Origin of the sequence: Exiguobacterium sp. MH3, assembly GCF_000496635.1 — a bacterium.
In the GTDB taxonomy this organism is placed as follows: domain Bacteria; phylum Bacillota; class Bacilli; order Exiguobacteriales; family Exiguobacteriaceae; genus Exiguobacterium_A; species Exiguobacterium_A indicum.
Genome location: NC_022794.1, coordinates 14,251 through 33,766, shown reverse-complemented (window position 1 = coordinate 33,766; position 19,516 = coordinate 14,251). Strand labels below are relative to the sequence as shown.

Here is a 19,516-nt window from a genome sequence, read left to right as displayed (position 1 = left end):
GCTTTGTAATTGGTTTCATCTTATCATGGGACAGACGAGATTAAAAATAATTAGCCACCGTAGACTGCAGGTTTCAAGACACCTACATATGGAAGGTTACGATACTTCTCTTCGTAATCCAGACCATAACCGACAACGAATTCGTGTGGAATGACGAAGCCGCTGTAATCTGCGTGCAAGTCATTCTTCCGTCCTGTTGGTTTGTCGAGCAACGTCACGATCTTAACGGACTTCGCTTTCCGATACTTGAAGAGATCGACAAGGTAACCAAGCGTCAATCCGCTGTCGATAATATCTTCGACAATCAAGATGTCGCGTCCTTCTACCGATGTGTTCAAATCTTTTTCAATCTTGACTTCACCTGTTGATGTTGTCCCACCGTGATACGTTGAAACGTCCATGAAGTCCATTTCAAGGTGCATATCCATCTTTTTCACAAGATCAGACATGAACGGCATTGCGCCTTTTAAGACGCACACAAGCAACGGAAAACGATCGTGATAATCCGCTGTCAATTCGCCGGCAAGTTCGCCCACTTTATTTTGGATCTCTTCTTCTGAAATCAGTACTTTTTCCATATCGTTCATCAAGGTCATGCTAGGTATTCCTCCTCCATAATAAACACTACATTACCATTCTATCATTAAATAAGATTTTGCGAGGAGTTCAAATGACCCGAATATTGCAATTCGATGTCCAATGACGGCTAAAATCACTCCATTTGCATCGACGACGACCGGAACCTGTTCCCGGAGATAACGCGGAACCTTAGCATCAATCAGAATTCGACTGACTTTTTTCGATCCTACTGCAAGCTGAATCCGATCTCCTGGACGAGGCGGACGTACCGTCAATGGGAACGCAATCGCGTCCAGCGGGATACCTTGATTTCCGATTGAGAAGCGAACCATTTGTTCACCATAATGATACGTTCCCAAATTCTCCCCTACTTGAAACGATAAATCGTCATTCATTGACCGTATCACACGATCCTGCATCAAAAAGCCATATGCACGTCGCATCCTCCAGTTTCCATAATACACTTCGTCTGAGCCCTTATCCACCCGAAGCCATGTAACAAAGTGACGAATCACATCCGAAGAAAACATTTCTCCCGTTAATGTCGGCAAAACAAGCCGCTGTAAATCCATCGGTAATTCTAAAATACGTGCGACCGGAATTCCGTTCGCTTCCTTACACCGTTCGAGATAGGTCGCGACGAATGCCGCCTGCTCACGCATGATTTGCTGTCGCGCATGTGCTGCCGCTGCCGTTGCCTGTTCAAACTCAGGACGCATGTCTCGGAGTGATGGAACAATCGTATGCCGGATTTGATTACGCAAATAAGTAGTTTCTGCATTTGACGCATCTTCTCGCCATGGAACTTCATGTTGCAACGCATACTCGCGTAATGTTTGCTTCGATTCATGTAGCAACGGTCGATGCAACCAACCGTTACCAAACGGACGAACGACGGGAATACCATCAACCTGCGCTTCTCCACGTATGAGCTGAATGAGTAGCGTCTCAATTTGATCGTCTTGATGATGGGCGAGAATCAGACGCGAACGCCCGGTCTCTTCCATGATTCGTTCAAAAAACGCATATCTCTCTTCGCGACAAGCTGCTTGAGAGCTCGTACGTCCTGTCCATTCTAAACGCGTCATGAAAAAAGATATCTTTCGGGTCGTTGCCCACTCCTTAATAAAGCACGCTTCTTCGTCGGACGCCTCTCGTAATCCATGATGCACATGCGCAATCGCGATATCGTAGCCCTCTTTGTACAACCGATCGACGAGTACCATCGAATCACAACCTCCCGAAACACCTACTAAAAGTGGTTCGAACGGCACACCTTCCATAACGATTTCCCCCTTTCCGTTAAAACCTAAAAAAAGCTATCTCTATATAATAGAGATAGCTTTTGAGAATGACCCGTACGGGATTCGAACCCGTGTTACCGCCGTGAAAGGGCGGTGTCTTAACCGCTTGACCAACGGGCCAAAAAAATATGGTAGCGGCGGAGGGAGTCGAACCCACGACCTCACGGGTATGAACCGTACGCTCTAGCCAGCTGAGCTACACCGCCATATTTTTAACTCGTGCGTCTTAAGCACATTTTCTATAATACGGGCAGGTCAAATGAAAGTCAACGCTTTTTCTAAAAATAATTTCAAAAAAATAAAAGATGGAATGAACGGCGTCATTCCATCTCTATTCTTATAAAGAACAGGTCAGCAAGTTATTGACGTTTTGCGCCGCGTCCGCCACGTTTTGAATCCGTTTGACGTTTCAATGTAGCAAGACGATCTTCACTATCTTTCAGGAAACTAGACATCAGCGTATCGAACGATTGTTCTTTGCGCGGTGGTGGTGTACCACGGCCGCCTTTGTTGAAGCCTCCACGGTTACCGCCTCCACGTGGTCCTTTGTTATCGAACGAACGTGGTCCACGATCTTGTCCTGCTGGACGTGGTCCACGGTCGAACTGACGTGCAGGACGAGGACGTTCGCCTTCTGGACGATCGACGGCTTTTTTGATGGAAAGACCGATCTTACCATCGTTTTCAACACTTAAGACTTTGACGGTGATTTCTTGACCAACCGTCAACACATCATTGATGTCTTTAACGTAAGAATCTGCCACTTCACTGATGTGAACAAGACCAGTTTTCCCTGTTGGTAACTCAACGAACGCTCCGAAATTCGTGATGCCTGTTACTTTCCCTTGCACTTTGCTGCCTACTTCAATCGACATAAATTGTATTGCTCCTTTTTAGTTGATTCGTTTCTTATTATACGAGTGATTCATTCTTTTTTCAATCAATCGGCAACCTTCAATTAGTCTTCCGGTGAAAAGTAGAAGATCGTTTCCCCTTTTTTCGAATAGAGCAACTCGCTTCGAGCTAAGTTCGCTACATACTCTTTATCATTGAGACGATTGATTTCTTCCTTCAGACGGGCGGTCTCTTTTTTTGCTTTCGTCTGCTCTTGTTCGGCGACTTGAAACGACTGCTTTTGTTCAGCGATCAATTGCCGTTTCTCCATGTATGACCACCCCATGAGGGAAAAGATGAGTAAAAAGACGGTCAGACACAGGAAAAAGCGATTTTTGAGACGTCGACGGTTTTCGATGGCATTCTGACTCAACTGCTTTTTACGGTCATTGAGCGGCTTGATCTTTGGCGCAGGACGCCCTGATTCGAGCGGTGTTGGCATATCATCCCTCCTCTTTCTGAGTGGTCACCCCTGACACTCTTTAGTATACTTCCTTTTTCCGGTAAATTACATTGATTCTTCGGAATTCACCTTTTCTTCACGGATGATCTCATACATATCAGATGCTTCTTCTTTTTTGGCATGTTCTTTAATGCTCGAAATCGCAACCGTGACGATCTTGTTTCCGAACCGAATCGTCATCTCATCACCTGCTGCTACCGTGCTACTTGCTTTCGCCACATTACCATTGATTGTAATCCGACCTTGATCGGCTACTTCTTTCGCAAGCGTCCGTCGTTTGATCAGACGCGATACTTTTAAAAATTTATCAAGTCTCATGACTGTTCCTCCTGCTTCGCTTGATGCCAGAGTGAATCTTGCTCTTCAAGCGTCATCTCAACGAGCGGTCGATCCGCTAGCTGTTCCATTCGCGTAAAGCGACGGATGAATTTATCGTTCGTCTGTTGTAGCCCCTCTTCTGCCGAGAGACCAAGGTATTTCCCAACGAGTGTTATCGAAAACAGAACGTCTCCGAATTCACCTAGTCGTTCTTCTGGTGCGGCTTCCTTCAATTCACGTAACTCTTCGATTACTTTTTCAAGTGCACCCTCGACGTCACTCCATTCAAAACCGACTTTCGCCACTTTCTTTTGAATATCTTCTGCGCGCATCAAGGCAGGTGCCCCTTTTGTTACGCCATCGAGCAAGGAAGTCCGCTCCGGTTTCTCTTGTGCTTTAATGTCTTGCCAGTTCGAAACAACGTCTGCCGAAGAATCGACAATCGTTTCTCCGAACACATGTGGATGGCGACGAATCATCTTATCACTGACGCTTCCGATGACATCTCGAATGTCGAAATACCCTTCATCTAGACCAATTTGTGCATGGAGCATGACCTGTAAAAGGACGTCTCCTAGCTCTTCTATCATTAAGTTATCGTCCTGAAGGTCGATTGCTTCCAGTAATTCATAAGATTCTTCGATTAAATGACGTTTTAAGGACTCATGTGTCTGCTCTTGATCCCATGGGCAACCGCCTTCACCACGTAACCGTGCGACAATCTCTTTTAATGTCGCGAAGTCACGGTTCAGCGTCTGCTCATCCGTAACAGGTGGCACGTAGACTGTCGTCAAGTTACTGAGCGTCGTCACATGATCGAGTTCATACAACGGCACGCTTTGGACAGTTTGTTTGCTTGTACCCGCTGCTGTGACCAGAGTGACGAGATGTTCGTCCGGATAACGTTCCATCAGCTGAACCTTTAAATCACCGGCGACGAGCGCATCATAGACTTGTCCAATCAGCAAATGTTGACGGATCTGCGCTTCATCGACGGTAAACGCCGTCGCATCAAGCAACTGGAATCCTTCAATCGGATCTACGCCAAGCGCCGCGAACATCGGATCAAGAAAACTTTGTCCGCCTACAACGTCGACCGCGTCCGTCCGCTCTAATAACTGCTGGACGGTACTCTCAGCGACCAGTGGATGACCTGGGACGGCATAGATGATGTCCGTCGTCTTTGAGAGGCGAAGCAATTCCTCAACGATTTCTGTGTATACGTCTTCAAACCGACTATGTCGTTCGTAAACCGAGTCAAATGATGTAAAGTTCATTCCCTCTGCTGCGAGTTCTGAAACGACTGGATGATCCATTGTCCGTAAATAGACAGGCTGTGTCGTGTTTTTTAATAATCGATAGATGCCAAACGGCAATTGTTCGAGTTCGCCGACGCCAAGGCCGACGATCGTGATTCGGTGTGTCATATACTCCTCCTACGTTGGTACATCTGATATAACTTATCTCCTAAAGGCAATAGCGCCCACTCTTGTGCTGTTAATGCACGAACGCGTAATGCCATACTGCCATAAATGATGGCACCACCGACGACAAGGACGCCGACTTCGAGTGCCGCACCGATTCGTGTCTCAAGCTCAAAAAGCCGGAAGAACGTTTCGATCAGGTACAGAAACACACTCATGGCGAGCACAGGTAAGACCAGTCGTCGGTAGAACGCGTTTCCTGCCGATACGCGACCGAACTTCCGGTTCAATAAAATCCATTGTGCTGTCGCCATGACGGCAAAACCGCCAAATGTCGCCATACCCGCCCCGATCATACCATATCGGGGAATGAAATAGAGATTCAGAACGAGCTTCGCCCCTAATCCGACAAGAACACCAACGAGCGCATATTTTTCAGCATCGACCGACTGGAGACAAGAGATGATCATCATCGCAATCGAAGCGGCAAATGCCGTCGCCGCGAGCCAAATCAACCCTGCTGTTCCCTGGTCATCTTGATACAACGCAATATTGAGCGGACGCATCACACCCATTAGTCCGATTGTCGCTGCAGCGGCAATCAATAGACCGGAACGGAGTAATGTCTCGAGTTGTTGACGCATCATCTGCGGATCATGCTTTCGATATGCGGTTGATAAGGATGGAACACTCGCAAGACTCATCGATGTCGCAAAGAGAATCGCGAATTGCAGTAACGGATACCCACGGTCGAGCACCCCTTTTTCAATTTTCGTCTCCGTCGTATTGCCAAGTAGATTGACGAACGTCAATCCATCGATCAATTGCATCAGTAACAAGGCAAGTGAGGCGATACTGACCGCCACCCCGCTTGTCACGAGCACTTTCCCGACCCGACGTACGTGAATACCTGAAAACACAGGACGACCGATCTTCCCTTTCGCAAAACGTAACAGGACGAATAACGAAACGATGCTGCCACCGATCGCTGTCAGATGGGCACTGGCACCAATCCAGTAAGGGTCCGCCTGCATCGAGACGCCGATATAGGTCACGAGCAACAAGAGTCCGACACGGACGGCATTTTCAGAGACTTGGGATACAGCCGTCGGTCGCATCTCGAGATCTGCTTGAAACATGCCTCTAAGAACGGCAATCACAGGTAGTAAATAAAACGTACACGTGACGGCTCGCAACGGAACAACGAGTTTATCGTCTCCAAACCAACCCGCAAGTGTCGGGGCAATCCACCATCCGAACAGACCAAAGAAGACCGTCATCGCAAGTAAGACGTACAAAATCGACCATAAAACTTCTCGTTTTTCATCTGGATGATGGAGCGTCAACTTCGCCACGATGACGGGCAGCGCATAAATACCTAGCGCTGCCGCTATCGCGAATAAGGGATAGACCGTCTGATAGACGTACAGTCCGAAGTCACCTGCAAGGTTCTGATACGGAATCCGGTAAAAGAAGCTGAGCAGTTTCGAGATATAACTAGAGATCGCAAGCAGTGCTGCGCCTTGCGCAATCGTTCGTCTATTCATCGTGCGACGAGCCGACGATCAAGCTCTGCTAGCAACTGTTCTGCTTGCATCGTCATCTGTTGCGTCGACTGCTTGTTGCGGTTGAGCGTCAAGACGAGTTTCTGTTCTTGTTGCCCCATCCCTAGACCACGTCCAAGCGGAACGGTCCATTTGACGAAATCCGCCACATCCAACTGCTGTGTTGATTGAAGTGACAAGACGATCTCGATTTTCGGATCGGTTTGTTTGACGCGCTCGACACGCGCTCGTTCAGCAAAAATCCGCATCCGCGTCAGTTGGATCAAACGAGCAACCTCATCCGGGAACTCACCGAATCGTTCGAGCATCTCTGTTTCAAGTTGTTCGAGACTATCGACGGTATCGACATATTTCAAACGTTTATAAAATTCGATTTTCAGCTCGGAGTCCGTCATGTAGTGCGATGGAATATACGCATCAAGACTGAACGTGAACTCAGGTACGAATTTCTGGACGCGTTTTTTGCCCTTCATCCGTTCTTTCCGTTCTTCAACCGCTTCTGCCAGCATCTGCGAATAAAGATCGAAACCAACAGAGTCGATGAAGCCCGATTGTTGGGAACCGAGTAAGTTCCCGGCGCCACGAATCGATAAGTCACGCATCGCAATTTTAAAGCCGCTACCGAGCTCCGTGAATTCCTTGATCGCTTGCAGTCGACTTTCTGCGACTTCCGTCAATCGTTTTTGCGGACGGTACGTAAAGTACGAATAGGCGACGCGACTTGAACGACCGACACGACCGCGCAATTGATACAGTTGGGATAGTCCCATTTGATCCGCGTCGTGAACGATCAACGTATTGACGTTCGGAATATCGATTCCTGTCTCGATGATCGTCGTACTGACAAGAACATCTGCATCCCCTTCGAAGAACGCGATCAACTGACTTTCGAGTTCGGTTTCCGTCATCCGACCGTGCGCCGTGACGATCCTCGCTTCCGGTACGAGCGCGCGAATCTCTTCTGCCTTTCGCTCGATGCCTTCGACCCGGTTATACAGGAAGAACGCTTGTCCACCACGTCCAAGTTCTCGTTCGAGCGCTTCGCGCATGACGATTCCGTCGTATTCCATGACGTATGTCTGAACCGGATACCGGTTTTCCGGCGGTGTCTCAAGGACCGAGAGATCACGGATCCCGATCATCGACATGTGCAATGTCCGCGGAATCGGTGTCGCTGTCAACGTCAAAACGTCAACGTTCGTCTTCAACTGTTTCAGACGTTCTTTGTGTTTTACACCGAATCGTTGCTCTTCATCAATGATCAATAATCCGATATCAGCAAACTGGACGTCTTTCGACAGCACACGGTGTGTCCCGACGACGACATCGATCGTTCCCTCTTTTAGACCTTGTTTCGTCGCCTTTAATTCTGCTGGCGAACGGAACCGGCTCATGACCGACACACGAATCGGCCATTCACTGAATCGCTCAAGCATCGTTTCGTAGTGTTGTTGTGCAAGGACAGTTGTTGGTACGAGTAACGCGACTTGTTTTCCAGACATGACCGCTTTGAACGCTGCTCGAATCGCAACTTCCGTTTTCCCGTATCCAACGTCGCCACATAATAGACGATCCATCGGACGCGGACGTTCCATATCCTTCTTGATCTCGGCAATCGATCGTAATTGATCGACCGTTTCCTCATACGGGAACGAAGCCTCGAATGCTTGCATGTTATCGTCGTCCTCTGGGAACGCAAAACCGACGGCAGCCTCGCGAGCCGCATAGAGCTTGATCAACTCATCAGCAATATCCTCGACCGATTTCTGGACTTTCGCTTTGACCTTTTTCCATTCCGTCCCGCCGAGTTTATAGATCTTCGGCTCTTTCCCTTCAGCCCCGACATACTTTTGAATCAAGTCGATCTGATCGACAGGAACATACAAAGAGTCCTCTCCCGCGTAAACGAGATGGAGATAGTCCTGATGATTACCGGCTACATCAATCGTCTTGATGCCGTGGTACCGACCAATCCCATGATGAATATGAACGACGTAATCGCCTGTCTTCAATTCTTGGTAGCTCTTAATCCGTTCAGCGTTCGTCAGCTTCGTCGTTTGCTTCCGGCGACGCGCTGGTTGCTTGAAGACTTCTTCTTCCGTGATGACGACGAGACGCGCATTCGTCATCTCGAATCCACCATGAATTCCCCCAATCAGGATTGCTGGTTGACCACGAGTGATGCCTTCTTTCGTTACGATCGAGGCTTCGACCCCATAATCGGATAACGTCTGACGCATCCGCTCGGCACGTTCTCGGTTACTCGCTAAGAAAACCATCCACATGTCAGCGCGACGATATCGCTCGACTTCTTGCTTCAGGCGTTCCATCTGACCATGGAACGGTGCAATCGGTTTGATGCTGAAATGGATTGCCGCACTTTCCGGTACCCCGCTCCGACGAGTCGGTAGGAGCGAGAGATACAACAATGGTTGTCCTTCAAAGACATGTGCCATCGGAACGGACAGGACGTAATCACTGACGCTTTGTCCGCGTTCAATGAGAGACGCCATCCATTCTGCTTCCTCTGCATCCTGGACTTCCGCCGCTTCTTCGACCCGTGCGACTTCATCGACGATCAAGACGCTTCCCGTCACGTCTTGACGTAACGTCGACGTGTAGAGGATCGGTGCATACTTCGCGAACTGTTTCGGACGATCGCCGTTTTCTAGCAACTCGACGTCATAAGCAATTCCCTCTTCAAGTGCCGCGAGGACTTCCGTACTTTGGACACGCTCTTTCGTCGCCTCATAAAGACGACGGACTTTTTCACCCGCGTCCTTCAACTGATCCTTCGTCGCGAAATGTTCCGCCGCTGGCATCAAACATGCTTCTGCGACGACACCGAGTGAGCGTTGTGTCTCCGCATCGAATGTATAGATCGAGTCGACTTCCTCGTCGAATAGATCGAGCCGGTATGGACGTTCGACCGTGAGCGGATAAATATCGATGATACTTCCGCGAACAGCAAACTCACCAGGTGTCGTCACGGTCGCTGTCCGTTCGTACCCCGCATCGACTAAATCTTGGACGAAGTCCGGAATCGATAAGATGTCGCCCGGCTTCACTTGTTTGACGTGTGACAGGAACGTCTGTGCATCCGGAACATATCGGCGTAAACCGACGAGCGGAATGATCAAAATTCCGTCGTCCGTCGTCAGTAAACGATGACGGGTCTCGATCCGCGTCGCCCGCAGTTCTGGACTTGCGCCATAAGAAAGTTCTGCTGCTAACGTCTCATCGACCGGATAGAGCATGACGTCTTCTTCCGGTACAAGTTCAATCAAATCATCGTACAGTTTTTGTGCTTGGAACATATTATGTGTCACGAGTACGAATCGACGTTTCGTCTCCTGATAAATCCCGGCGACGAACAATGCTTTCCCACTGTTCATCAGACCGGTGATCAACTGAGCGTTGACACCGTCCCGGAAGCGTTCCCGAACCGTCTTGATTTCAGGAATCGCTAGTAAGAGTTCTTGTAATTGTTTCATCTTCTTCCTCCTAAAACACGACAGCAAAAACGCTTTGGAACCCCAAAGCGTTGCGTTCAGTTATACCGATTCATCAAAGCGAGAAACGGTGTGTCTATGAAGTCTGTCGCTACATCGACAGACGCATTGAGTACGTGTTGCAAACTTCCTTGTTCTGCCTTCGAAAAATTCATTAACACCCAGTCAATGACTTGGATGGGTGCCGGTGGTCGACCAACGCCGAGCTTAAGACGCTTGATCTCCTGCGTACCGAGGTGCTGGATCAACGACTTGACGCCGTTATGACCGCCTGCACTGCCTTTTGAACGCAACCGTAGTTTCTCAAGCGGCAAGTCCAGATCGTCATAGATGACGAGCACATCTTCGACCGCAATTTTATAGAAATCAAGTAACGGTCGCACCGCTTCACCTGATAAGTTCATATACGTCAATGGCTTGACGAGCACGACACGTTCTCCGTTTATCATTCCCGTTCCGAAGAGGGCTTTAAACTTCGATTCTGAAAGCTTGATCCCGTGCTTCTCCGCTAAGGCATCAATCGCAAGAAAACCGATGTTGTGGCGCGTATTCGCATACTTCGCTCCAGGATTCCCTAATCCGACGATACATTTCATATCGATTCCTCATTTCTATTTAAAAAAGTAAACGAACAAGGGTCCGATTTCAATAAACCGGACCACGTCGTTCGTATGCATCAAGCAATCAGCTGAAGAGCGGGCTGATTGATTTCTGTTCGTGTACACGGATGATTGCTTCTGCAAGCAAGCGTGCTACAGAGATTTGTTTGATTTTGCTTGCACATTCGCGTTGTGTCAAGTCGATCGTGTTCAAGACGACGAGTTCTTCGATCGCTGAGTTCTCGATCCGTTCCATTGCTGGACCCGAAAGAACAGGGTGTGTACAACATGCATAGACTTGTTTCGCTCCGTTTTCGATCAAAGCGTTCGCTGCAAGTGTGATCGTACCCGCTGTATCGATGATGTCATCGATGATGATGGCAATCTTGCCATCGACTTGACCGACGATGTTCATGACTTCTGCGACGTTCGGTTTCGGACGGCGTTTGTCGATGATCGCGATCGGTGCTTTTAATTGTTCTGCTAATTTACGTGCCCGTGTGACACCGCCATGGTCTGGAGAAACGATGACGAGTTCGTTTGGATCGATGTTCTTTTTCTCGAAGTATGAAGCGAGAAGCGGTACACCCATCAATTGATCTACTGGAATATCGAAGAACCCTTGGATTTGTGCTGCATGGAGATCCATCGTCACGACGCGTGTCGCCCCTGCTACTTCAAGCAAGTTCGCAACGAGTTTCGCCGTGATTGGCTCACGTGAACGTGCTTTGCGGTCTTGACGCGCATAACCGTAATACGGAATGACGACGTTGATTGTCCGTGCAGACGCCCGTTTCAGTGCATCGATCATGATGAGAAGTTCCATCAGGTTTTCGTTGACTGGTTGGCTTGTCGATTGAATGATGTAAATATCATCCCCTCGGACACTTTCTTCGATGTTCATCGAAATTTCGCCATCACTGAAGTGTTTGACTGAACTTTCGCTGACCGGGATTCCGATGACTTTAGCGATTTCCTCTGCCAGTGGTTTGTTCGAGTTGAGTGCGAAAATACGAATTTCATGTTCTAAGACAGTAGACATGTGTAGGTGGCCTCCATTTGTTTGGGTTTAGACGAGTAGAGCGACAAGTAATGAATTAACGATAATCGGGTTTCGTCGTTTGACGTTCCCGTGCGATCGCGAGACCGTTTTCCGGCACATCATCCGTGACGGTTGATCCGGCAGCAACAAGGGCGTTCTTTCCGACCGTGACCGGTGCGATCAAGTTGACGTTACAGCCGATGAAGGCATCGTCCTCAATGATCGTTTGGAATTTATTTTTTCCATCGTAGTTGACCGTGATCGATCCACAACCGAGATTGACGTTCTCTCCGATCGTCGCATCTCCGACATAGCTCAGGTGGGCTGATTTGCTACCTTCACCGAATGTTGATTTCTTGATCTCAACGAAGTTTCCGACGCGTGTGTTCGCCCCGAGAACTGCTTGTTGACGTAAATGCGCGAATGGACCGACTTGCGCTGCTGGACCAATTTTGCTGTCCGTGACGACGGATTGACGAACAATGGCACCATCTGCCACTTCACTGTTACGGATATCCGAGTTCGGACCAATCGTACATTCTGAACCAATGACCGTCTGACCGAGTAATTGCGTTCCCGGATAAAGAACAGTATCTGAACCAATCGTGACATCCGGTCCGATATACGTCGAAGACGGATCAACGAACGTGACACCTTGACGCATCCAGTACTCGTTCGTCCGCTTGCGCATCGATGTTTCCGCTTGCGCAAGTGCGACGCGATCGTTGACACCAATTGTCTCTTCGAACGTAGGTGCCGCATACGCTGCGATTGTTTCGCCTGCTGCCTTTGCAATCTCAATCACGTCTGGTAAGTAATACTCACCTTGCGCGTTATCGTTCTTGACCTGCTTCAGCGTCGCGAACAACATCTCATTATCAAAGACATACGTACCAGTATTGATTTCACGAATCGCGAGTTCTTCTGCATTCGCATCCTTATGCTCGACGATTTTCGAGACGTTTCCGTCTTCACCGCGTACGATTCGTCCGTAACCAGTCGGATCGTCAGCGAGTGCCGTCAAGACAGTCACTTTTGCGTTCGTCTCCGTATGATGTTGTAACAATGAAGCTAATGTCTCGCTCGTCAAGAGCGGTGTATCGCCGCAGACGACGAGTGTCGCTCCCTGTTCGTTCCCAAGTACGGGTTCTGCCATTTGAACAGCATGTCCTGTGCCAAGCTGCTCACTTTGAAGTGCGTATTCCACCGATGTGCCAAGCACTTCTTTGACGGATTCCGCACCGTGACCGACGATGACGACCTGTCGCTTGACGCCGAGCGTCGCTAATTGATCGACGACGTGCTGTACCATAGGTTTCCCAGCGACTGGGTGAAGTACTTTGTAAAGCTTCGATTTCATCCGAGTTCCTTTACCCGCTGCTAGAATTACCGCGAAATGATTCATCCTTGTCGCTCCTCCACGTAAATTAGTGTTGATTTCGTTCTGAAATAGTACACTCGTTCCAACTATAACGAAAACGGCACCGTTATTCAATGATGGGACGAAGCGGAATCGAGGAAAAAACGAGAAAAAAGACAGCTTTTCCCAAGAAGAGAAAAGCTGTCTTTTTCCTTATACTTGATCTGTCGTTTGAACAGAAGCGACTTCGTAACCGATGCCTTCTTCTTGTTCCTCACGTGCCGCATAAGCTTCGAGTACTGAATCTTCGACCTTTTTTCGCATTAATGCATTGATTGGATGAGCGACATCCCGGAAGATACCTTCTTGCGTTCGTTTGCTTGGCATGGCGACGAAGAGACCACTATTCCCTTCGATGACACGCAAATCATGTACCACGAATTCGTGGTCGAGCGTAATAGAGGCAAGTGCTTTCATTCGACCCTCTGCCACGACGCGACGAATTTTAACGTCCGTAACGTTCATTTTGTCCGCACCCCTTTAACCGTTGTCACAACTCTTCGTTGTCTACTTCTACTTACGGCTTAAAACAAATAAAGGTTTAGTCTTTCCCAATCTTTTTACGCATAATTTCCAAAAGTTTGATAATTACAGTATAGTTACAATCCATGCGGCTGTCAATTTCAGGTAGTCTCGGCTTCCGAGAAATAGTGATCGACGTTTCCACGCTTGACTTGGATTTGACCGAGATCGACGTCGACGTCCGCTAATTTCATTAAGCTGACGTATTCGTTGACCATCTTCTTCTCAGCACCCTCTGCCTCGATCAAGACCCCAACACCTGCAACCTTTGCTTCGAACTCGCTCAAGAGACTCATCATTCCACGAATCGTTCCGCCAGCTTTCATGAAGTCATCGATCAATAAGACGTTCGCTCCACGCGGCAAGCTCCGACGCGCAAGTGCCATCGTCCGGATCGCTTTTGAAGACCCTGAAACATAGTTGATGCTGACCGTAGATCCTTCCGTGACACGACTATCTGAACGCACGATGACGAACGGCACACCCAGTTGCTCAGCGACCGCATAAGCAAGCGGAATCCCTTTCGTCGCGATCGTCATGACGACATCAACTTTCTTTTGGCTAAAGACAGATGCAAACACTTGCCCCATTTGTTTGACCATCTTCGGATCCCCGAGTAAGTCCGTCAAATAGAGATATCCCCCCGGTAACAGTCGATCTGGACGTGCGACACGTTCACATAGATCATCGATGAACGGTAACGCCTTCTTACTGCTCCACGTCGGGATGAACATGACGCCACCCGCAGCACCTGGTACCGTGACGAGACGACCCGTTCCCTCATGTTCTAACATCTCGCTGACGATATCTAAATCTTCACTGATCGACGATTTCGCCGATTTGTAGCGTTCTGCAAAAATCGTCAATGAGACGAGATGATGGGGATGGTCAAGCAAGTACCGCGTCATGTCGACCAATCGACCACTTCTCCGAATTTTCATTTGTTTTGTTCCACCTCTCCGTAATTCCGAATATTCAATAGTGAATATATCATTTTCATACGGATATTATCAATGGTTTTCGCCTAAAAGACGAACGACGTAGACTTCGTTACAAAAGCCACGTAATCCATTATAGAGACGTTGTGCCCGATTCTCGTGTTCCGTCAACGCAAAGACTGTCGGACCACTTCCGCTCATCAAGACGCCTTCTGCGCCACAACTCGCCATGAATTCCTTGATCTGCTCGACTTCCGGGTGCATCGGCAACGTGACCGATTCGAGAACGTTCCCGAGTGACTGGCAAATGCCTTGGAAATCTTGCGCCTTCACCGCATCGATCATCGCTTCGACGTTCGGACGTTTTGCCGTGTTCAAGTCGAGGGCACCATAGACGTCAGCCGTCGAGACACCAATCGTCGGTTTGGCAAGAACGACCCAGCATGGTGGTGGTGAGACAAGTTTTTCTAGCTTCTCTCCGCGACCTGTTGCAATCGCTGTTCCACCCATGACACAAAACGGAACATCAGATCCAACCGCTGCGCCAACTTCCGCCAACTCTTCAAGCGTCAAGCCGAGTTGCCATAACTCATTCAAACCGCGTAACGTCGCTGCCGCGTCACTGGAACCACCAGCAAGTCCCGCTGCGACCGGGATGTGTTTCTCTAAAAAGATTTCGACCCCCGTCTTGACGTCGTATTTTTCTTTTAAGATCGCTGCTGCTTTATACGCAAGATTACGTTCGTCGTTTGGAACGTAAGCATGCTGGGCATTCATGCGAATTTCTCCTGACGGCAGCTCCGTCAATTCTAGACGGTCTGCCAAATCGACTGTCGTCATCACCATATGTACATCGTGATAGCCGTCCGGGCGCTTTGCCGTCGCATCCAGGACTAGGTTGATCTTGGCCGGAGCCTTTACAATAATCGTCATCGTGCCGTTCCTCCTCTAGTTCGTTTCCTGTAGGAATTGTATCAACCTTTCCACAAAAAAAGAAGCGAACATTTTGTCCGCTTCGGAAGGTAAGTTTACGAATTCGCAAATTCGATTTGTACGGAGTCTGTTAGCACGTCGGCGTAGCTATAAGAAACTCGCTCGACATTGTGGCGCTCTGCGTCTAGCTTGACTACAAACACCGAAGGATACGTCTCAACGAGCGTTCCGATTCGGGTTACGACCTTTTTACGACCGCCGCTTGCTTTTAGCGTCAGTCTTTCACCAACATGTGTTTCGAAAACATGTCTGATTTCGTTCAACGTCTTTGGCATACGCTTCACCTCACTAATATTTATTATAGCATATTAAATAAATATTAGAAAGGGGAAATATTATATCTGTTCTAATCGTATCCGTCAACGTTTTTTAATTGGCAAAAGTGCATCCGCTAACTGTGCGAATTCCTGCAGGCTGAGCGTTTCTCCGCGACGACGTGGTTCGATTCCAGCTTCTAACAATGCCGCTTCGACCGCCGCCTTTTCTGTCTTCCCAAAGTGTGTCGTCAAGTTGTTCAGAATCGTTTTCCGACGTTGTGCAAAACTTGCTCGGACGATTTCGAAGAAGAGGGCCTCATCTTGCGTCTGTACCGCTGGCTCTTTTCGAATGTTCAAACGGATGACAGCTGAATCAACGTTTGGTGCTGGGATGAAGACTTGTTTTGGAACCGTGAAGCAGACTTCAGCTTCCGCATAATACTGAATCGCGATCGATAGAGAACCGTATGCTTTCGTGCCCGGTTTTGCACCGATTCGTTCAGCGACTTCCTTTTGAATCATCATGACGAGCGTCCGAAACGGTGCTTTCGCTTCGAGAATCCGCATGATGATCGGTGTCGTGACGTAATACGGGAGGTTCGCGACGACGGCAATGTCAGTGATGCCTTCTTGCGTGAACTCTTCTGCGACGATCGTCGAAAGATCCAGTTCAAGGGCATCACCGTGAATGACCTTCGTATGAGGATACGGTGAAAGTGTATCGTCAAGAATCGGTAATAGACGCTGATCGATTTCAAGAGCGACGACTTTTTTCGCCTGTTTCGCCGATTGTTCCGTCAATGAGCCGATTCCTGGTCCGATCTCGAGTACGCCGCTCTCCGGCGTTAATCCAGCTGCTCCGACGATGTTTCCTAATACGTTTAAATCGATTAAAAAATTTTGTCCTAACGATTTTTTAAACGAAAAGCCATGTTTCGCTAAAATTTCCTTCGTCCGGTGCAATGTAGCAATGTCTTTCAAACTTCTTCCTCCTCTAATTGTTTCAAAGCCGCTTCCCATTCTGCCCGCGTGATCCGGATTGATGCGACGCGTTTGACAAGTTGTTTGGCATTTGGTTCACCAATCGCAAGAATCTGACCGAGACGACGACGGCGGATCGAGGCTGCTGGTCCACCAATCAAATCAGCTGCCAGAATCATCTCACGTGTCACTTCAGCAACCGGTGCTTCTTCCGTCTCATAGACAGCAGCGAGCGCTTCTTCGATTGCGGCAGGTGAGGCATGCTCCACACCGATTTTGCCTCGCTTGTCTTTTGCTTGAGCACGCGGAAGATAAGCATGTTTACAGCCTGGTACGCGTTCATTGATTCGAGCACGGATACGATCTCCTGGAAAATCAGGATCCGTGAAAATGATGACACCGCGCCGTTCCAGCGCCTTCTCGATGCGTTGCATCGTTTGTTCGTTGACGGCTGAGCCGTTCGTTTCAATTGTATCGACATCAAAGACTTCTTGTAATCGTGTCGTATCATCCCGTCCTTCGACGACGATGACTTCTTTTAAGCGTTTCCGCATGATCTCTCCACCTTCTTCAAACACTCTCGTAATTGTACCTGTTTCCACGAAAAAAACAAGGAAGCGTCACGTGTCCGCTTCCGTTGCACTAGGAATGACCCAGACTTGCAGTTGTTTTCGACCGAACGTCTTCGCTTTTTGTTCTCCGTCGACCAAGACATCAATCTTATTGCCTTTGATGGCGCCACCGGTATCGAGGGCGATCGCAAGCCCCACTCCTTCGACGTAGACCTTCGTACCAAGCGGAATGACCTTCGGATCAACCGCGATAATTGGCATCCCTTGATAGGTGATCGTATCCGTCACGTCATACCCGGTCGCGGTCAAGGCGCGACCGTTATACAAACGACTGCCGTTTGAAGCTGGATCGTTCGTATACGCCGTCGCTTCGACCATCAAGCTCTTCGCACTTGCAAAATCAAGATCCGTATCGGCCTTCGGTGTTTCAGCTAACGGATTCGTCGCCTGTTCTTCGTTGAAGACAGGCGCTTCGACGGGTGTCTCGACCGGTTTGGTTCCGACTTTGACGACTTGTTTGACGGGTGTCTGCGTCACTTGATCACCAATCAGTTTTTTCTCTTTGCTCAAACCGTTAGCAAGCGTCAATTGATACTTTTTCGTTCGGACACCTGGACGACCAGATGCCGTCACGAGTTGTTCGCCTTCCGGTAAAGTTGGGTCCTCGACTTCTTCGATCTCAAACGGAACGAGCTGTTCCTGCGTCAACGTTGCACGACGTGTCGTGTTGACCGTAATCAACGTCCCTTCCGTCACGCGGGTGTCGGGATCTGGAGCGACCCGATCTTCTTTTTGCAAGCGAATCCCTTCTCGCGCTAACAATTCCCGGACCGACGTCTCATATGTGTAGAGTTGTCGGGCTTTTCCACCGACGACAAGATCAACAGGAAAAGCTTCTCGGTATCGCACCGTCATGCCACTCTTCAGAACAGCGTCAGAGGACGGATAGATATCATCCGTCTCCGCTTTCTTGATACCACGTTCTGCCAGCAAATCCTTCACTTGGCGCGCCTGCGTCCGAACACGACGGGATTCACCATAGCCCATGATCAGTGTGATCTCTTTCGCACGCTGAATGACGATCAACCGTTTTTCTGGTAAATCAGCACTGAGCGCTGGTTCGATGATGTCATTCGTTCGCGTCGTGATGCCTGCTTCTTTAAGTACGCCATAAACGGAATCGGCTGTCGTTTCAATTTGCTGCTCTTGTCCATCAATCAAGACGGTCACGGTTTGTGGATGATCCATCATTCCATAGATGAGTGCAGCAACAAGTAAGAGGCTGAATCCAATCGTAGTAAACGTCAACGAACGCATCATGGCAAGCGGAAGACCCGTTTGGCATTTTCGGTCGTTGCTGCTTCGACGTCGGCATACATCATGCCACGGAGCTGCGCAATCTCTTCAGCGACGAACCGGACATAAGCGGGTTCGTTGCGTTTCCCGCGGTGTGGCGTCGGTGTCAGATACGGACAATCCGTCTCGACGAGTAGACGATCGAGCGGGACTTCCTGCGCAACACGCTTCGGCATCTTCGCATTCTTGAACGTGACGGGACCTCCGAGTGAAATATAGAAGTTCATCGCCAGGCAGCGTGGTAATAATTCAGCACTCATGCTGTAGCTATGCAGAATCCCACCGACTTCTTTCGCATCTTCTTCTTCAAGAATCCGTAATGTATCTTCTGTCGCTTCCCGGTTGTGGATGACGATCGGCTTCTTTTTCTGCTTCGCAAGCCGGATTTGTTTACGAAAAGCTTCCTGCTGCACATCTTTCGGTGACGTATCCCAGTGATAGTCGAGCCCAATTTCTCCAAGCGCAACGACTTTTTCGTGATCCATCAATCGTTCGACCTTTTGGTACGCTTCCTCATCAAAATCAATCGAGTCGACGGGATGCCACCCGATGACCGCATAAAGATCATCGTACGCTTCGACGAGTTCCATCGCACGATCAATCGTCTTATGATCAAATCCGACGACGATCATCGGTGAGACACCGTTCGCGCGTGCCCGCTCAATCGTCTCGTGGACGTCGTCCGCGAATTGGTCTGCATTTAAGTGAGTGTGTGTATCGATTAACATAGCTGTTCGACTCCTTCTTTAAAAAAATGCCTGTGACATGGAGTCCACA

The 19,516-nt window shown here is 48.9% G+C and carries 19 protein-coding genes and 2 tRNA genes; all 21 read right to left on the bottom strand.

Going from position 1 to position 19,516, the window contains the following annotated elements; genetic code table 11:
• Nucleotides 1-50: 50 nt before the first annotated feature.
• The 21 genes from hpt to U719_RS00080 all read right to left on the bottom strand — a co-directional run bounded on the left by hpt (nucleotide 51) and on the right by U719_RS00080 (nucleotide 19,467).
• Nucleotides 51-596, bottom strand: a complete 546-nt coding sequence (hpt, locus tag U719_RS00180) for a hypoxanthine phosphoribosyltransferase (RefSeq protein WP_023466560.1) — start codon at nucleotides 594-596, stop codon at nucleotides 51-53.
• Nucleotides 597-629: 33 nt separating this feature from the next.
• Entirely contained in the window at nucleotides 630-1,862 is a 1,233-nt protein-coding gene (gene tilS / locus U719_RS00175; protein ID WP_023466559.1) for a tRNA lysidine(34) synthetase TilS, read from the bottom strand.
• A gap of 69 nt (nucleotides 1,863-1,931) precedes the next feature.
• Nucleotides 1,932-2,003 (bottom strand) — tRNA-Glu (locus U719_RS00170).
• 9 nt (nucleotides 2,004-2,012) lie between these two features.
• A tRNA-Met gene (locus U719_RS00165) sits at nucleotides 2,013-2,089 on the bottom strand.
• A gap of 153 nt (nucleotides 2,090-2,242) precedes the next feature.
• A complete protein-coding gene (locus U719_RS00160) occupies nucleotides 2,243-2,758 on the bottom strand; it encodes a S1 domain-containing RNA-binding protein (RefSeq protein WP_023466558.1) in 516 nt (171 codons plus the stop codon).
• 83 nt (nucleotides 2,759-2,841) lie between these two features.
• A complete protein-coding gene (locus tag U719_RS00155; protein WP_023466557.1) occupies nucleotides 2,842-3,219 on the bottom strand; it encodes a septum formation initiator family protein in 378 nt (125 codons plus the stop codon).
• Between the two features lie 66 nt (nucleotides 3,220-3,285).
• Nucleotides 3,286-3,558, bottom strand: a complete 273-nt coding sequence (locus tag U719_RS00150; RefSeq protein ID WP_023466556.1) for an RNA-binding S4 domain-containing protein — start codon at nucleotides 3,556-3,558, stop codon at nucleotides 3,286-3,288.
• A complete protein-coding gene (gene mazG, locus U719_RS00145) occupies nucleotides 3,555-4,985 on the bottom strand; it encodes a nucleoside triphosphate pyrophosphohydrolase (RefSeq protein WP_023466554.1) in 1,431 nt (476 codons plus the stop codon). The genes U719_RS00150 and mazG overlap by 4 nt, the downstream gene beginning before the upstream one ends.
• Complete coding sequence (locus U719_RS00140) at nucleotides 4,982-6,529, bottom strand: polysaccharide biosynthesis protein (protein ID WP_023466552.1); 1,548 nt, start codon at nucleotides 6,527-6,529, stop codon at nucleotides 4,982-4,984. The genes mazG and U719_RS00140 overlap by 4 nt, the downstream gene beginning before the upstream one ends.
• Entirely contained in the window at nucleotides 6,526-10,041 is a 3,516-nt protein-coding gene (gene mfd, locus U719_RS00135) for a transcription-repair coupling factor (protein ID WP_023466550.1), read from the bottom strand. The genes U719_RS00140 and mfd overlap by 4 nt, the downstream gene beginning before the upstream one ends.
• Before the next feature lie 56 nt (nucleotides 10,042-10,097).
• The gene (gene pth, locus U719_RS00130; RefSeq protein WP_023466549.1) at nucleotides 10,098-10,655 is read right to left on the bottom strand and encodes an aminoacyl-tRNA hydrolase; all 558 of its coding nucleotides are present in this window, start codon (nucleotides 10,653-10,655) and stop codon (nucleotides 10,098-10,100) included.
• 88 nt (nucleotides 10,656-10,743) lie between these two features.
• Nucleotides 10,744-11,700 carry a ribose-phosphate diphosphokinase gene (locus U719_RS00125; RefSeq protein ID WP_012368955.1) on the bottom strand — a complete coding sequence of 319 codons (957 nt, stop codon included), beginning with the start codon at nucleotides 11,698-11,700 and terminating at the stop codon, nucleotides 10,744-10,746.
• A gap of 55 nt (nucleotides 11,701-11,755) precedes the next feature.
• Nucleotides 11,756-13,105 (bottom strand): bifunctional UDP-N-acetylglucosamine diphosphorylase/glucosamine-1-phosphate N-acetyltransferase GlmU, encoded by a 1,350-nt coding sequence (gene glmU / locus U719_RS00120; protein ID WP_023466548.1) that lies wholly within the window; start codon nucleotides 13,103-13,105, stop codon nucleotides 11,756-11,758.
• A gap of 168 nt (nucleotides 13,106-13,273) precedes the next feature.
• Nucleotides 13,274-13,585 (bottom strand): septation regulator SpoVG, encoded by a 312-nt coding sequence (gene spoVG / locus U719_RS00115; RefSeq protein ID WP_023466546.1) that lies wholly within the window; start codon nucleotides 13,583-13,585, stop codon nucleotides 13,274-13,276.
• 158 nt (nucleotides 13,586-13,743) lie between these two features.
• A complete protein-coding gene (gene purR / locus U719_RS00110) occupies nucleotides 13,744-14,583 on the bottom strand; it encodes a pur operon repressor (RefSeq protein WP_023466544.1) in 840 nt (279 codons plus the stop codon).
• Nucleotides 14,584-14,652: 69 nt separating this feature from the next.
• Entirely contained in the window at nucleotides 14,653-15,513 is an 861-nt protein-coding gene (ispE, locus tag U719_RS00105; protein WP_023466542.1) for a 4-(cytidine 5'-diphospho)-2-C-methyl-D-erythritol kinase, read from the bottom strand.
• A gap of 95 nt (nucleotides 15,514-15,608) precedes the next feature.
• Nucleotides 15,609-15,848, bottom strand: coding sequence for a Veg family protein (locus U719_RS00100; RefSeq protein WP_012368950.1), 240 nt, complete (start codon nucleotides 15,846-15,848; stop codon nucleotides 15,609-15,611).
• Between the two features lie 84 nt (nucleotides 15,849-15,932).
• On the bottom strand, nucleotides 15,933-16,811 hold the full coding sequence (gene rsmA / locus U719_RS00095; RefSeq protein WP_023466540.1) for a 16S rRNA (adenine(1518)-N(6)/adenine(1519)-N(6))-dimethyltransferase RsmA: 879 nt from the start codon (nucleotides 16,809-16,811) through the stop codon (nucleotides 15,933-15,935).
• Nucleotides 16,808-17,365 carry a ribonuclease M5 gene (gene rnmV, locus U719_RS00090; RefSeq protein ID WP_023466539.1) on the bottom strand — a complete coding sequence of 186 codons (558 nt, stop codon included), beginning with the start codon at nucleotides 17,363-17,365 and terminating at the stop codon, nucleotides 16,808-16,810. Before rnmV ends, rsmA begins: the two co-directional genes overlap by 4 nt.
• A gap of 66 nt (nucleotides 17,366-17,431) precedes the next feature.
• On the bottom strand, nucleotides 17,432-18,703 hold the full coding sequence (locus U719_RS17095; protein ID WP_023466537.1) for a 3D domain-containing protein: 1,272 nt from the start codon (nucleotides 18,701-18,703) through the stop codon (nucleotides 17,432-17,434).
• Nucleotides 18,700-19,467, bottom strand: a complete 768-nt coding sequence (locus U719_RS00080) for a TatD family hydrolase (protein ID WP_023466535.1) — start codon at nucleotides 19,465-19,467, stop codon at nucleotides 18,700-18,702. The genes U719_RS17095 and U719_RS00080 overlap by 4 nt, the downstream gene beginning before the upstream one ends.
• Between the last annotated feature and the right edge of the window lie 49 nt (nucleotides 19,468-19,516).

What these genes read in the sequence shown, in the direction of transcription:
- ispE (WP_023466542.1), bottom strand. Translation starts at nt 15,513, where the DNA reads ATGACGATTATTGTAAAGGCTCCGGCCAAGATCAACCTAGTCCTGGAT.
- tilS (WP_023466559.1), bottom strand. Translation starts at nt 1,862, where the DNA reads ATGGAAGGTGTGCCGTTCGAACCACTTTTAGTAGGTGTTTCGGGAGGT.
- glmU (WP_023466548.1), bottom strand. Translation starts at nt 13,105, where the DNA reads ATGAATCATTTCGCGGTAATTCTAGCAGCGGGTAAAGGAACTCGGATG.
- U719_RS00155 (WP_023466557.1), bottom strand. Translation starts at nt 3,219, where the DNA reads ATGCCAACACCGCTCGAATCAGGGCGTCCTGCGCCAAAGATCAAGCCG.
- rnmV (WP_023466539.1), bottom strand. Translation starts at nt 17,365, where the DNA reads ATGCGGAAACGCTTAAAAGAAGTCATCGTCGTCGAAGGACGGGATGAT.
- mfd (WP_023466550.1), bottom strand. Translation starts at nt 10,041, where the DNA reads ATGAAACAATTACAAGAACTCTTACTAGCGATTCCTGAAATCAAGACG.
- U719_RS17095 (WP_023466537.1), bottom strand. Translation starts at nt 18,703, where the DNA reads ATGATGCGTTCGTTGACGTTTACTACGATTGGATTCAGCCTCTTACTT.
- hpt (WP_023466560.1), bottom strand. Translation starts at nt 596, where the DNA reads ATGACCTTGATGAACGATATGGAAAAAGTACTGATTTCAGAAGAAGAG.
- U719_RS00100 (WP_012368950.1), bottom strand. Translation starts at nt 15,848, where the DNA reads ATGCCAAAGACGTTGAACGAAATCAGACATGTTTTCGAAACACATGTT.
- purR (WP_023466544.1), bottom strand. Translation starts at nt 14,583, where the DNA reads ATGAAAATTCGGAGAAGTGGTCGATTGGTCGACATGACGCGGTACTTG.
- spoVG (WP_023466546.1), bottom strand. Translation starts at nt 13,585, where the DNA reads ATGAACGTTACGGACGTTAAAATTCGTCGCGTCGTGGCAGAGGGTCGA.
- U719_RS00080 (WP_023466535.1), bottom strand. Translation starts at nt 19,467, where the DNA reads ATGTTAATCGATACACACACTCACTTAAATGCAGACCAATTCGCGGAC.
- pth (WP_023466549.1), bottom strand. Translation starts at nt 10,655, where the DNA reads ATGAAATGTATCGTCGGATTAGGGAATCCTGGAGCGAAGTATGCGAAT.
- mazG (WP_023466554.1), bottom strand. Translation starts at nt 4,985, where the DNA reads ATGACACACCGAATCACGATCGTCGGCCTTGGCGTCGGCGAACTCGAA.
- U719_RS00160 (WP_023466558.1), bottom strand. Translation starts at nt 2,758, where the DNA reads ATGTCGATTGAAGTAGGCAGCAAAGTGCAAGGGAAAGTAACAGGCATC.
- U719_RS00125 (WP_012368955.1), bottom strand. Translation starts at nt 11,700, where the DNA reads ATGTCTACTGTCTTAGAACATGAAATTCGTATTTTCGCACTCAACTCG.
- U719_RS00150 (WP_023466556.1), bottom strand. Translation starts at nt 3,558, where the DNA reads ATGAGACTTGATAAATTTTTAAAAGTATCGCGTCTGATCAAACGACGG.
- U719_RS00140 (WP_023466552.1), bottom strand. Translation starts at nt 6,529, where the DNA reads ATGAATAGACGAACGATTGCGCAAGGCGCAGCACTGCTTGCGATCTCT.